At 57.1% G+C, this 12062-nt stretch carries 15 protein-coding genes; 12 read left to right on the forward strand and 3 right to left on the reverse strand.

Annotated features, from left to right (window positions below; translation table 11 throughout):
- The first annotated feature begins 40 nt into the window (after positions 1 to 40).
- The 3 genes from ACWGXE_RS01900 to ACWGXE_RS01910 are packed head-to-tail and all read left to right on the forward strand — an operon-like array spanning position 41 to position 2624.
- Positions 41 to 1141, forward strand: coding sequence for a HEAT repeat domain-containing protein (locus ACWGXE_RS01900; protein ID WP_447600880.1), 1101 nt, complete (start codon positions 41 to 43; stop codon positions 1139 to 1141).
- Entirely contained in the window at positions 1134 to 1895 is a 762-nt protein-coding gene (locus ACWGXE_RS01905; RefSeq protein WP_447600882.1) for a HEAT repeat domain-containing protein, read from the forward strand. The genes ACWGXE_RS01900 and ACWGXE_RS01905 overlap by 8 nt, the downstream gene beginning before the upstream one ends.
- A 21-nt stretch (positions 1896 to 1916) precedes the next feature.
- On the forward strand, positions 1917 to 2624 hold the full coding sequence (locus ACWGXE_RS01910; RefSeq protein WP_447600884.1) for a HEAT repeat domain-containing protein: 708 nt from the start codon (positions 1917 to 1919) through the stop codon (positions 2622 to 2624).
- Positions 2625 to 2642: 18 nt separating this feature from the next.
- Here the strand turns inward: ACWGXE_RS01910 and ACWGXE_RS01915 are convergent, their stop codons facing one another.
- Positions 2643 to 3962 (reverse strand): UDP-glucose dehydrogenase family protein, encoded by a 1320-nt coding sequence (locus tag ACWGXE_RS01915; RefSeq protein WP_447600886.1) that lies wholly within the window; start codon positions 3960 to 3962, stop codon positions 2643 to 2645.
- A gap of 171 nt (positions 3963 to 4133) precedes the next feature.
- Between ACWGXE_RS01915 and ACWGXE_RS01920 the strand changes: the two genes are divergently transcribed.
- The 3 genes from ACWGXE_RS01920 to ACWGXE_RS01930 all read left to right on the forward strand — a co-directional run bounded on the left by ACWGXE_RS01920 (position 4134) and on the right by ACWGXE_RS01930 (position 6904).
- A complete protein-coding gene (locus ACWGXE_RS01920) occupies positions 4134 to 4544 on the forward strand; it encodes a CBS domain-containing protein (protein WP_447600887.1) in 411 nt (136 codons plus the stop codon).
- 64 nt (positions 4545 to 4608) lie between these two features.
- A complete protein-coding gene (locus ACWGXE_RS01925; protein ID WP_447600889.1) occupies positions 4609 to 6186 on the forward strand; it encodes a fused MFS/spermidine synthase in 1578 nt (525 codons plus the stop codon).
- A 238-nt stretch (positions 6187 to 6424) separates the two neighbouring features.
- The gene (locus tag ACWGXE_RS01930) at positions 6425 to 6904 is read left to right on the forward strand and encodes a hypothetical protein (RefSeq protein ID WP_447600891.1); all 480 of its coding nucleotides are present in this window, start codon (positions 6425 to 6427) and stop codon (positions 6902 to 6904) included.
- Between the two features lie 124 nt (positions 6905 to 7028).
- Here ACWGXE_RS01930 and ACWGXE_RS01935 read toward each other — a convergent pair whose 3' ends face one another.
- Positions 7029 to 7355, reverse strand: a complete 327-nt coding sequence (locus ACWGXE_RS01935) for a hypothetical protein (RefSeq protein ID WP_447600893.1) — start codon at positions 7353 to 7355, stop codon at positions 7029 to 7031.
- Positions 7356 to 7595: 240 nt separating this feature from the next.
- Entirely contained in the window at positions 7596 to 7943 is a 348-nt protein-coding gene (locus tag ACWGXE_RS01940) for a 4Fe-4S dicluster domain-containing protein (RefSeq protein WP_447600895.1), read from the reverse strand.
- Positions 7944 to 8153: 210 nt separating this feature from the next.
- On the opposite strand from ACWGXE_RS01940, the gene ACWGXE_RS01945 reads away from it, so the two are divergent.
- The 6 genes from ACWGXE_RS01945 (at position 8154) to nusA (ending at position 12052) form a co-directional block, all read left to right on the forward strand.
- The gene (locus ACWGXE_RS01945; protein WP_447600897.1) at positions 8154 to 8636 is read left to right on the forward strand and encodes a DUF192 domain-containing protein; all 483 of its coding nucleotides are present in this window, start codon (positions 8154 to 8156) and stop codon (positions 8634 to 8636) included.
- 17 nt (positions 8637 to 8653) lie between these two features.
- On the forward strand, positions 8654 to 8971 hold the full coding sequence (gene nirD / locus ACWGXE_RS01950) for a nitrite reductase small subunit NirD (protein WP_447600899.1): 318 nt from the start codon (positions 8654 to 8656) through the stop codon (positions 8969 to 8971).
- A gap of 56 nt (positions 8972 to 9027) precedes the next feature.
- Entirely contained in the window at positions 9028 to 9384 is a 357-nt protein-coding gene (locus ACWGXE_RS01955; protein WP_447600901.1) for a protease inhibitor I42 family protein, read from the forward strand.
- Between the two features lie 2 nt (positions 9385 to 9386).
- Positions 9387 to 10226: a D-amino-acid transaminase gene (gene dat, locus ACWGXE_RS01960; RefSeq protein ID WP_447600903.1), complete on the forward strand. Its 840-nt coding sequence runs from the start codon at positions 9387 to 9389 to the stop codon at positions 10224 to 10226.
- A 113-nt stretch (positions 10227 to 10339) separates the two neighbouring features.
- Positions 10340 to 10888: a ribosome maturation factor RimP gene (locus ACWGXE_RS01965; RefSeq protein ID WP_447600905.1), complete on the forward strand. Its 549-nt coding sequence runs from the start codon at positions 10340 to 10342 to the stop codon at positions 10886 to 10888.
- A gap of 12 nt (positions 10889 to 10900) precedes the next feature.
- Positions 10901 to 12052 carry a transcription termination factor NusA gene (gene nusA / locus ACWGXE_RS01970; RefSeq protein WP_447600907.1) on the forward strand — a complete coding sequence of 384 codons (1152 nt, stop codon included), beginning with the start codon at positions 10901 to 10903 and terminating at the stop codon, positions 12050 to 12052.
- The last annotated feature ends 10 nt before the right edge of the window (positions 12053 to 12062 follow it).

The following is a 12062-nucleotide window of genomic DNA, read 5'->3' on the forward strand; positions in this document are numbered from 1 at the left end:
ACCAGGCCACAAAATCACTCAATCACCGCGTTCTTTTAAGATGTCTAAAGAAACGATTGAAACACTGGTTCTCGAACTGGTCCATGAGGAGGAATGGCGCCGCATGCGGGCCACCGCCGCCTGTCTTGCCGGGGGGCCGCGCGCCGTTCGTGCTTTGGTCCAGGCGCTGGGAAACGGGCCTGCGCCGCTCAGAATTGAAGCGGCCGGGATGTTGGCGCGGATGAAGGATCCGGCGGCGGGCGTGTCTTTGGTCCAATTACTCAATGATCCGGAAGAAGGGGTTCGTCAGGCAGGAGCGGCGGCGCTGGAGCAGATGGCTGGCGTGCTGGATGCTGCCACCGGCGCGGCGCTGGTGCAACAGCTCTATGCCTCGTCGAGCGAGGAAGGCAAGCAATTGGTGAGACAACTGCTTGGGGTCGTTCCGAACGCGATTGCGCCCTTGTGCGACATGCTCAAACATCCCGAGCCGGATGCCCAACTGACGGCCGCCACGATTCTTGAGCATCTACTCGATCCCCGGTCCGCCGACGGATTTATCGATGCCATGAGCAACCCGCATGTGCGTGAAATCGCCGTTCGGACCTTGAAGAAACTGGGCGCCATTCGGGACCGTATCGATTCGGCGTTCAATGCCTTGCGCGATGTCGAGGGAGCCAGCGAGCGAGAGGAGGCCCGCATGGCGACCGTGATCGATCTGCTCAATATCGGCCGGCCCAGCGTCGAAATTTTGATTGAATATCTGGAGGATGAAGACTGGGTCGTGCGCGAGGCGGCAGCGGATCTATTGGGCATGATCGCGGATGTTCGCGCGGTCGTCCCGCTGATGAGGCGCATGGAGGTGGACAAGGATACGGGCGTGAAGGAGTACGCACTCAAATCATTGGGGTTGATCGGGGATCCTCGGCCGGCGCAACTGTATCTGGAGGCTATCCCGATTCGTCCGCTTCGGGTCTTCGCCATGGAGGCCTTGGCCAAGGTGAAAGACGTCGAAGTATTGCGGCCCCACGCGGAATTGTTCAACAAATTGCGCACCGACCGCGACGGCCTCGTGGCCTATAGCGCGGGACTGATCGCCGATAAACTGGCGGCATTGGAAAGCATGGAGGCGGTGACACCGTCGGGACAGGATGAACATGAGTGACACCGATCGTATTGAACAATTGATTTCGGCATTGCGGGACGAAAATGAAGCCCTGCGAGATCACGCAGTGGCCAGCCTCGGGCAAATGGGGGAAGGAGCCGTTCCCCAATTGATTGGGTTGATGGCCGATGAAGATGTCGTCATCCGGGAGGCGGCGGCCAATGCGGTGGTGCGAATCGGGCTTGGGGCGTTCAATCAGTTGGTCGAGGCCCTTACGGACGACGAGTGGGCGATTCGCGAGCAGGCGGCGAACGCGTTGGGGCGGCTGCGCGATCCGCGGGCCGTCGCGCCGCTGGTCCACGCATTGAAGGATCGAGACGGCGCCGTCCGCACCGCTGCAGTGTGGGCCTTGGAACGGATCGGCGATTCGGCTGCAGTTCCCGGCTTGATTGACGCGCTGGGAGACAGCACCGTACGGGAGGATGTGGCGCGGGTGTTGAAGAAAGTCGGCGACCGGCGGGCGGTCGATGCGCTGATCGAGGGGTTGCTGGGCAATAATTGGATGGTCCGGCGGCATGCTGCCGAAGCATTAGGTAAGATCGGCGACGTCCGAGCCAGCGACGCCTTGATTCACTCCCTGAAGGATGAAGATTGGTTGGTTCGCCGCAATGCCGCTGAATCGCTTGCGCGATTAGGCGCGAAGCAGGCGATTGATCCGTTGCTGCCGTTGCTGGAAGATGAAAATACGATGGTGCAGGAAACCGTGGAAGGGGTCTTGGCAAGTCTGGGTTGGAAGCAGAATCCCGCCACTTAACCGGATAAAAGGAACACATTTATGGCAGAAGAGACGCCGACGAAGTTGATTCAAATCGGTCCGAAGGGCGGGCCAAAGAAGGACGGGTTCAATCTCGTGACGGAACGGGTTGTAGCGATCCACCCGGAGGCCAAGCAGATTGAAGTGGAACTGCTGGCTTATGACGGCAAGACGGTCGTGCTCGATGTGGGAGAGGAAGCCCTGGAAGACTTCGCAAAGCTGAAAGTCGGGGACGGCGCCACCATTCGCGTCGTCGAAGAGGGCGGCAAGCGCATCGCGAAGAGCTTCAGAGTCCGGGCGAAAGATCCGAATACCGCCAAGGCGGATGCCATGTTGCTGGATTTGAAGGATTCGCATTGGCTGAACCGCAAATATGCGGCGGAAGTGCTCGGGGACCTCAAGGATCCCCGGTCCATCGGCCCTCTGGTCGAGGCGTTAATGGACGACGTGGGCGATGTGCGCCAGCGGGCGTATGATTCGCTGATTAAAATCGGCGGCCCTACGGTGTCGTCGCTGGTTCCGCTTCTTGTCTCAGAAGAGGACGAGCTCCGGCAGTCGGTGACGGAGATTATCCGAAAAATCGGCAAGCCGGCCGTCGAACCGCTGGCCACTGCGCTGGCCGAAGCGGATGATCGTCTGAAAACCAGAATCATGAAGGTGTTGGATCGAATGGGCTATAAGCCCAAAAAGACGGAGGCGAAGGCTGAGGAGACAAAGCTCCTCAGCTAGTTCGCAGAGCGGCTCCTCTCAGCAAGCCGGACCCTTGGTGGGACGACCCACCGAGACATGCTGGAAACCGAATCCCACGACCCGGTCCGTGTCATAGACATTTCGCAGGTCGAGCAGCAGCGGGCGGCGCATCGAGTTCTTGAGCCGCTCGAAATCAAGATTTCGAAACTGGTTCCATTCCGTCATGATGATCAAGCCGTCGGCGCCGTCTGCCACATCATAGGTGTCTTTGCATGCGATCAGGCCCGGCAGCAATTTGATGCTTTCTTCCATGGAGGCCGGATCATAGGCCTTGACGGTGGCTCCTTCCTTCATTAGCTCTCTCAATATCGTCAATGACGGCGCTTCACGCATGTCGTTGGTGTTGGGCTTGAAGGAGAGGCCCAAGCAGCCGAACGCTTTTCCCTTCAGTCCGCCCGCTGCATCGCGAATCTTCTCGATCATCCTGAGATGCTGCTCGTAATTGACCTTGGCCGCTGCGCCGGCAATCTGTAACGGATAGCCGACCCGCTCGCCGGTCTGGACCAAAGCGGCCAGATCTTTGGGAAAGCAGGAGCCGCCGAATCCCGGGCCCGCATGGAGGAATTTCGAACCGATCCGGTTATCCAGCCCCATCCCTCTGGATACGACCTGCACATCGGCTCCCACCCGCTCGCACACGGTCGCAACCTCATTGATGAACGAAATCTTGACCGCAAGGAAAGCGTTCGAAGCGTATTTGATCATTTCAGCGGTCGGGATATCGGTCACCACGAAGGGGGTCTCGATAAGGTAGAGAGGCCGGTAGAGGTCCTTCATGATCGCCACGGCCTGTTCGCTGTCCGCGCCGATCACGACACGATTGGGGCGCATGAAATCTTCAATGGCGGATCCTTCTCGGAGAAATTCGGGATTCGAGACAATATCGAAGCGAGACCGGCCGGATTGATTGGCTCTGATCACTTCCCTTAATTTCTCACCGGTGCCGACGGGGACGGTGGACTTGGTCACAATGACCTTGTATCCATTCATGTGACGGGCTATGCCTCGTCCTACCTCTTCGACAAAGGAAAGATCCGCGGAGCCATCCGCCCGGGGAGGAGTGCCGACCGCGATAAAAATCACCAGCGCTTTGTCGACCGCTTTCGCCACGTCGGTTGAGAAGGTCAACCGATGCTCCTTGATGCCTTTGGCAACCAACTCCGTGATGCCGGGCTCGAAAAATGGAACTTCGCCTTTTTCCAGCATGGCGATGCGGCTGGCATCGGTGTCCATGCAGGTGACGTTCACGCCGAATTCTGCAAAACAGGCCCCGGTCACAAGTCCGACATATCCGGTCCCAATTACGCTGATGTGCATGGAGCCCGACCCTCCTCAATAAATATGGACGCATGGGCGAAAAACCGTCGTCAGTATAGCAACGCCCACCCGGCCGGGCAATCAAATCTGCCCTATTCGGCGTGGAGAAGAGAATTGCAGATTGCCCGGCGGCTCAGTAGAATTGTGCGCTCTGACCACGGAGGTCTAGAAATGGCCACACAGACCGGTCCAATTCTGCGTCCGCTCGCGGTTATGATGCGGCCGGTCAGCAAGACCGTCGGCCCCGATGAAAGTCTGCTGATCGCAGCGCAACACATGCGGGATGGTCGTGTCGGCGCGCTGTTGGTGATTGAGGGGGGCCGTTTCATCGGGGTAGTCAGCGAGGCGGACTTGGTAAGGAAAGCGATGGCGAACGGATTTCAGGCGGGCGAAGTACTGGTCCGGTCGGTCATGAGCGCTCCTGTCGTGACGATAGATATCAGCCGTTCCGCCCACGATGCGAGTGATTTGATGGCCGAGCGGGGTATCCGGCATCTGGCCGTAAGTGAGGAAGGCGTCATCGTGGGGATGGTTTCGGTCCGTGATTTGTTGCGGTATTTTAAGAATTGGGGGACTCTGTGATTGACTCCATCATGCTCCGGTCGACCATCCGATCCGCCCGTCGAGCCTCCTTATCAGCTCCGGTATGAGCCGCTTAGCTGCGTCTTCGTACTCCCGCATCTTTCTTCTTCTGACAGCGATGATCACCGGTGGGGTCGTCATGGCGCTGGAGATTTTGGGGAGCCGCCTGCTCGCTCCGGTCTTCGGCAATTCGTTGTTCGTATGGGGTGCGTTGATCGGCGTCATCCTCGCCGCCATGAGCTCAGGCTATGCGTTCGGCGGCTGGGCCTCCGATCGATACCGGGTCGGCAGCGTGCTCGCCGGATTGTTGCTGTTTTCAGGTTGCTGGACTCTGCTCATCGCGTCGGCCGGTCAGACCGCCATCCTGTGGGTGTCCCAAATGATTGAAGATCCGCGGTGGGGCCCCAGCGTGGCGGCCAGCGTGTTATTGGCGCCGCCGGCATTCGGATTGAGCGGGGTGTTGCCCGCGCTCTTACGGTTGTCGGTCCTCGACATCGGACATCTCGGACGGCACAGCGGCAGCCTGATCGCCCTATCGACCCTCGGAAGTTTGGCCGGCACCTGGGGCACCGCATTTTTCCTGCTGTCCTGGCTGGGGACGAAGTCCCTGGTCGCCTCGCTGGGCGGCATTCAACTCATGCTGGGGCTCACTTGGCTCTGGATCGGCACATCGATCAAATCGAAAGTAACGCTGTCGCTTGTTATCGGGTTGTTCCTGATCGGCTGGCAATTATCGGTTCCTGCGCCCACCTCATCGCGTGTGGTGCATCAGGAAGACAGCCCATACCAGCAGGTGAGAGTGCGCGACGATGACCTTTTCCGCTATCTCGTTCTTGACCGCACCTGGCATGCCGTCATGTGGAAATCGGATCCTGTGACGTTGTTCTTGCCCTACAGTCAGATGATGGTTGCGGCGCTTGCATTGACTCCGGAGCCGAAACGAGGCCTGATTCTCGGACACGGAGGGGGGTCCTTGGCGAAGTGGCTGGCGCAATACTGGCCGGAATTGGAACTGGATATCGTGGAAGTGGACCCGGCGGTGGTTCGTATGGCTGACGAGTATTTTGGCTACCGGGCACCGGCAAACCATCACGTCTTTGTCAAAGACGGAAGGGCGTTTCTCAACGGGACCGCCCAGAAGTATGACGTGATCTGGGCCGATGCCTTCGCGAGGCATCTCATTCCGTTTCACCTCACCACCGTTGAATTCTTTTCTGAACTACGTTCGCGACTGAATCCGTCCGGTGTCGTGGCCGTCAATATGGCCTCTTCAGGAGAAGGCGGCGATCTGGTGCGCGCCAATGCGGTAGTGGAGACGCTGAAGACCGCCTTTCCGGTGCTTGAAACATATGCGGTCAAGGGGCCGTGGCGTACCAGGCATCAAGGAGGCGAGAATCTCATCTTCCTAGGCGGAGAGCCGGTTGAGCAGGCTTCGCATAATGAGTTTATTTTGCGGGTCCAATCACTGGTTCAGGCTCGGCGGCTTCCGCCCGAGGCCATCAGCCTGCTGGCATCGCATCGAACTAACCCATGGCCGCCCGGCCTGATCCTCACCGATGATTTTGCGCCTTATGACCTGCTGGTCGGTTCAGTCGTTCCGGAAGAGATGTCAGACCATGGCCCTACGCTCCGAGCACATTGAATATTATGGGAAACTAGAGATCGAATCCGACCGGTTCGCACCGCTTGTCAAGCTAAGAACTGTCTTGCTTCCATTTTCATCCCTGTGTTATAAGGGGCCCTCATTGTCTTCCTGTTCGGATATACAGTCCTCATTACACACGTGCGGCGAAAACGGTTATGCGAAGTTCCCTCAGCGTGGTGGTTATCATTTACCAATCTAATCACATCTCTTCTTACATCTCTTAAGGAGGTAAGTCATGGGTAAGACGATGTTGGCGGTCTTCTTCGGCCTGGGCATAGTGGTGGCTGGGGCGTCTGGCGCATGGGCGCTGCAAGCCGGCGGAGTCGAAATCGGCGATCTGGAGACTGGGTCGGTCGTGGGTCAGCCGTTCAAGGAGCTGGACGTTGATGCTCAATTGTTCGCATTAGAGATCGGCAATACCAAGGTTTGGTATCCCCCGGTCACCGTCATTGATTTCAAGGTGCGGCCGGGACGTCCAGTAGTCCTGAAGGTAACCAATAACTCAGCCGGTGAACATGGGTTTCAGCTCACGGATGCCGTGAATGCCAGCGCCCCGACCGTGCTGAAGGCGGAAGTCGTGCTCAAACCCGGTGAAACCAAGTACATCGGTATTCCGACCAGCGACCTCTTTTATGCGACTCAAGGCAACACGCTGAGCTATCGCTGCCATCTCCATCCAGCGCACGTGGGTGGTACGCTCGTGATGTGGAAGTAGCAGCCGACTAGATGTAAGCTGCTGTCTATTTTTGATCAGGAACGACAACGCCCCGTCCATCGAGTGATGGACGGGGCGTTGTCACGTCAGGCGATCGGTGGGATGGGATACCGTTCTCCTGATATCACGTTTCTTCTTGGCGACAGTCCGGTTCCGCTTCAAGCGGAATGTTTTGCGCGGCTTCAATCTTGCCCGACACGATCAGCAGCAGGAAACGGTTTGCAATCGGTTGCTGGCGTTGTACCACGACGGTATTCACATCGACAATCATTTCATCGCCGTCCCATTGGGTGTCGTTCACCACCCAGAAATGGCTGGAGGCGTCGGGAAAATGGCGCGTAACAAACCCTTCGATGAGGATGCCGATATCCCCTGTGCTGGCGGAAACGAAACCCGGCAAGCAGAGCGCGAGGCAGAAGACGATGAGAGTAAATCCATTTCTGAGCGTCATAAGTGCACCTCCATGCGGAGATGGATTTTAATTGACATCAATACAAACAAGGAGAGAACGAACGAGAACGAGCGGGGATACCCGTTCCTCTCCTGATCTTAGAAAGATAGTACTGCGGTTTCCAGAGGAAAGCTAGTGCGCCGTTGTTTGCGGGAGCGCGGTGGGAGTTGGGCAAAGGAAGGCGTGAAAAAAGGAGGCTGCCATCAGGCAGCCTCCTTTCGCTGACGATAATGCAGGAATTCAGTTCCGAACGCCGCTCCAGACCTTGTTCGCATCAATTTCTTTGTCTGGATTGAGCGACTTGGCTTTCTCCAGAAGCACATCGGTGGTTTCCGGATAGGCCGGGTCCGAAATACAGCAATTGTCCACTGGACAGACCGCCGCGCACTGTGGCTCGTCAAAGTGGCCCACACATTCCGTGCAGCGATCATGGGTGATCACATAGATGTTATCGCCCACTCCCTGGCCGTCTCCCACATGGTACCCTTTGCCTTCCGCATCGCTGCGTGTCTCAAAAATCGCTTCATTCGGACATTCCGGCAGGCAAGCCCCGCAAGAAATACATTCATCGGTAATCAGAAGTGCCATGACCCGCGCCTCCTTCTCAGATCTCGTATGGACGGATAAACAGTTGACAAGTTCAAGCTGTCACGACCATATTTCAAACAATGAGGAGCGCATTCTAAGCCGTGATTCTTCGCCAAGTCAACAGAAGTGCCGCTGTTCAGAAGCCCTAGAATCGCGAGTATCGATGGGCCATTGGGCCCAATCATCGAATCGTGTAGGAGAAGAAATTCTGTGGCATCCGATGCGGAACAAAAGCGAAATCGAGTCATTACCCTTGCGTTGCTGGCGGTTCTCTTGATGAGCGTCAGCGTGTTTCTTACCAGTCCCAAAGAGTCGGACACGATCATCGTGACCTTTCCAAGCGGAGCGACGTTAGAGACGGAGGTGGCGGACACCCCGGAAAAGATGCTGTTTGGGTTGGCGTTTCGCGACGCATTGCCCCCGAATACCGGCATGCTTTATATCTTTGAAACGACGGGAACACATCGATTGAATACGAAGCAATATAAGATGGCGGTCGACATGATCTGGCTTGACGAAAGCCGCCACGTTGTTCAGCTTTATGAAAATGTACCGCCCTGCTCACAGGAGACCTGTCCGATGTATGGTCCTTCCTCCGAGCCGGTTCGGTATGTCATACAGACGGCGGCCGGATTTCTGCGGCATGAAAGTCTCCCGGCCAATGCCGAACTCAAATTTGCGTTGCGCATGTAGGAAAGGCGATCTCATCAATGGAAGGGTTTCAGTTTGTCGCACGGACCGAGGATATTCCTCAGGGACAAGTTAAAGTCGTCACGTTGAATCAAAAGACCATCGCCGTCTTCAACGTAGAAGGCACCTTTTATGCCATTTCCAATCTTTGCCCCCATGAAGGAGGGCCCTTGAGCGAAGGACGAGTGAAGGGTCATGTGGTCGGTTGTCCTTGGCATGATCTGGCATTTGATCTTCGCACTGGACAAGGGACGGATGGAGGCGGGTACTGCGTGGGGAGTTATGAGGTACGGATTGAAGGGGGAGAAGTATTCGTCGGCGGCCGGCGGAAATGCTGACTCGCGATCGAGTTGCCGCGAATAACGACTTCGGCTAAATAAACAAGAGGCGCGTCATGTCTTCTCTGTCTGGTTGTGAAGTGTCCACATCAAATCAACAGCAGAACCTGCGCAGGCTGGCCGGCCGTGTAGAAGTACCGTTTCAGATTCATCTGTGGGAAGACCGCACCAGGGGGGAGTTATGGGTGCCTTCCTATGACCCCACCTGCCTGGTTTTGCTCAGCGATGATTATCTCCGGATTGCGAGCGGGAATGCCGTCGATTCCGGGCAGCGGACGTTTGAATTCAAGCCGGTCATCTCCGGTAGTCATCGTATTCTGTTTGAAAAGCGCTTGGGATGGAAGTTTACCGCTGAGGATCGGCACGTGTATGAGGTCACCGTGTCGGCCTCGCTTCCCGGCGAGGCTCGCTGATCGTGCCGGATATCGGATATGTCAATGGCCGGTTTAGTGCGTTGTCCGATGCAGTCGTGTCCGTGGAAGACCGGGGGTTCCAGTTCGGTGACGGCGTGTATGAAGTGATCCGGACCTACGGCAATCGTCCGTTTCAACTCGATGCGCACCTGGCCCGCTTGGAACAGAGTGCGAGCGCGCTGAATATTCGAGTGCCCGTCTCGAAAAGCGAGTGCCGCCGGCTCATAGACGAGGCCGTCTCGAGGGCGGCGTACAAAGAAAGTAAAATTTACATACAAGTCACGCGCGGCGTCGCGCCGAGGGATCATCAGTTTCCCAGCGATGCCGGGCCCACCCTGGTCATCACCGTCCGGGAAATGCGGTTATTGCCGGATTTGATCCGGAACAACGGGGTCGAGGCCATCACGCTCGATGATTTTCGATGGGGGCGATGTGATGTCAAGAGCGTCAATCTGCTGGCGAATGTGTTGGCGCGTCAGCAGGCGAAGGAGGCGGGTGTCTTTGAGGCTCTTTTTGTACGGCACGGAGAAGTCCTCGAAGGCTCGGTCAGCAATGTGTTTGTCGTAGCAAATGGTCGGCTTTTGACGGCTCCCGAAGGACGGCATATCCTATCGGGTGTGACGCGATCCCTGATTCTGAATTTGGCTCGGGAAGCAAGCCTCCCGGTTTATGAACAAGCGTCATCGAAGGATTCTCTCTACGCGGCATCCGAAGTATTTCTGAGCGGCACCACCGTCGAGGTCCTCCCGGTCGTGCGCATTGACGGCCGCCCTATTGGAACGGGCTCGCCCGGTCCCATTGCCCGGCTGCTCGCCGGCCGGTTTGAAAAGTTGGCGACGTGAGGCCTTGCTTTGCCTGTAACGACGTGGTATCGTTCGTCGGATTTAAGTGGGCGCAGGCCCACTTTTTTGTTTGAGCCGCTTGACGAAGCGCGTCTTGCATCTCATCAACCGCCATGGTCCAAGCTGTGAACGCCGAACACAATGTTGCGCCGGAGCGTGTCCAGAATCCGGTGGACCAAGTCGATCGGGTTGCGAAACCGATTCTTTGGTCGCTGGGGCTGGAACTGGTCGAAGTGTCGATCGTCGGCCGGCATTCTCGAACGGTGGTCAGAGTCTTCATCGACAAGCCGGAAGGCGTGACATTGGAAGACTGCGAGCGCGCCCATCGAGCGCTGAACCCGGCGTTGGATGTAGCTGATCCCTTTCCCTATGCCTACACGCTCGAAGTCTCATCCCCCGGTTTGGACCGCCCGCTGAAGCGCGCGGAGGATTACCGCCGGTTGCAAGGGAAGCGTGTCAGCCTTAAGCTGAAGGACCCGCATCGTGACCAATGGCGGATCACCGGCAAGGTTGTCGCCGTTGATGAAAAGGCCGTCACTGTGACTGTGGAAAGTACGCAAGCGGAAGAGTCGGTGCGCTGTGAATTCGATCGCATCATCAAGGCGAGGCAAGAAGTGGAGTTTCGCCGGCCGCGTCGAGAGAGAACTGATACAGTCGGGTGAGGGGTATCTGGTATGAATAGAGAATTGATCGCGGTCATTGACGAAATCGGTCGTCAAAAAGGGATCGATAAGGCAAGAGTAATCGGGGCGATTGAGTCCGCCCTCCAAACGGCCGCGAAGAAGCGATTTGGTCAAGCGGAAAATATCCAAGTCGAGATCGATCCGAAGACGGGTGAGATTTCAGTCGTCTCCAAAAAAGTAATCGTGGACACGGTGACCAATCCCAAGGCCGAAATCTCCCTGAAGGAGGCCCGCGAGTTCGATGACGGCGCCGAGGTAGGGGATGAGATCGGATCGCTCATCGAAATGGATGAATTGGGACGGATCGCCGCGCAGACCGCCAAGCAGGTGATTTTTCAGAAGGTGCGCGAGGCGGAATGGGAGGCGGTGCAAAAGGAATATTCGACCCGGCAGGGTGATCTGGTCAACGGCATCATTCTAGGGATGGAGCGGCGCAATTATCTCGTCGATCTGGGAAAGACAGAGGCCGTGCTGCCCATTCAGGAACAGATCCCGCGGGAAACGTACCGGCGAGGCGACCGTGTGAAAGCCTTGCTGCTGGAAGTGCGGCGGACGCCGAAAGACGTCCAGGTCATCCTTTCGCGAAGCCATCCACAGTTTGTGGCAAAATTATTCGAGATGGAAGTGCCGGAAGTCGGGGAAAAAATCGTCGAGATTAAATCAATTGTGCGAGAGCCCGGGGACCGGACCAAGATCGCTGTTTCGTCCCGTGACAAGGCGGTCGATCCGGTCGGCGCGTGCGTCGGCATCAAAGGATCCCGCGTGCAGGCGGTAGTTCGGGAATTGCGCGGCGAAAAGATCGACATCATCACGTGGACGTCCGACCCCCGGGTGTTTATCGCCGAGGCGCTGAACCCTGCGACCATCGAAAAAGTCGGCATCGATGAGGACAAGAAATCGGCTCTGGTCGTCGTGGCGGATTCGCAGTTGTCGCTCGCGATTGGAAAGAATGGTCAGAATGTGCGGCTGGCGGCTCGTCTCACTGGATGGAAAATCGACATCATCAGCGCGACGGAGTACGAAAAAGAGAAGGCCGAGCGAGACAAGGAGATCAAGGCCGCCTTGGCGGAGGAGGCCGAGGCCCAGCGGCAACAGGAAGAGGCTCGGCTGGAGGCGCGAAGTCAAGCCGGACAGACGGAGTAGGTCACTATAT

The sequence above is a fragment of the Nitrospira sp. Nam80 genome, assembly GCF_965152575.1.

Bases quoted from the DNA above. Each gene is read 5' to 3' on its own strand.
- ACWGXE_RS01920 (WP_447600887.1), top strand. From the start codon at position 4,134: ATGGCCACACAGACCGGTCCAATTCTGCGTCCGCTCGCGGTTATGATG.
- nirD (WP_447600899.1), top strand. From the start codon at position 8,654: ATGGAAGGGTTTCAGTTTGTCGCACGGACCGAGGATATTCCTCAGGGA.
- nusA (WP_447600907.1), top strand. From the start codon at position 10,901: ATGAATAGAGAATTGATCGCGGTCATTGACGAAATCGGTCGTCAAAAA.
- ACWGXE_RS01905 (WP_447600882.1), top strand. From the start codon at position 1,134: ATGAGTGACACCGATCGTATTGAACAATTGATTTCGGCATTGCGGGAC.
- ACWGXE_RS01955 (WP_447600901.1), top strand. From the start codon at position 9,028: ATGTCTTCTCTGTCTGGTTGTGAAGTGTCCACATCAAATCAACAGCAG.
- ACWGXE_RS01940 (WP_447600895.1), bottom strand. From the start codon at position 7,943: ATGGCACTTCTGATTACCGATGAATGTATTTCTTGCGGGGCTTGCCTG.
- ACWGXE_RS01930 (WP_447600891.1), top strand. From the start codon at position 6,425: ATGGGTAAGACGATGTTGGCGGTCTTCTTCGGCCTGGGCATAGTGGTG.
- ACWGXE_RS01900 (WP_447600880.1), top strand. From the start codon at position 41: ATGTCTAAAGAAACGATTGAAACACTGGTTCTCGAACTGGTCCATGAG.
- ACWGXE_RS01935 (WP_447600893.1), bottom strand. From the start codon at position 7,355: ATGACGCTCAGAAATGGATTTACTCTCATCGTCTTCTGCCTCGCGCTC.
- ACWGXE_RS01910 (WP_447600884.1), top strand. From the start codon at position 1,917: ATGGCAGAAGAGACGCCGACGAAGTTGATTCAAATCGGTCCGAAGGGC.
- ACWGXE_RS01925 (WP_447600889.1), top strand. From the start codon at position 4,609: ATGAGCCGCTTAGCTGCGTCTTCGTACTCCCGCATCTTTCTTCTTCTG.
- ACWGXE_RS01915 (WP_447600886.1), bottom strand. From the start codon at position 3,962: ATGCACATCAGCGTAATTGGGACCGGATATGTCGGACTTGTGACCGGG.
- ACWGXE_RS01965 (WP_447600905.1), top strand. From the start codon at position 10,340: ATGGTCCAAGCTGTGAACGCCGAACACAATGTTGCGCCGGAGCGTGTC.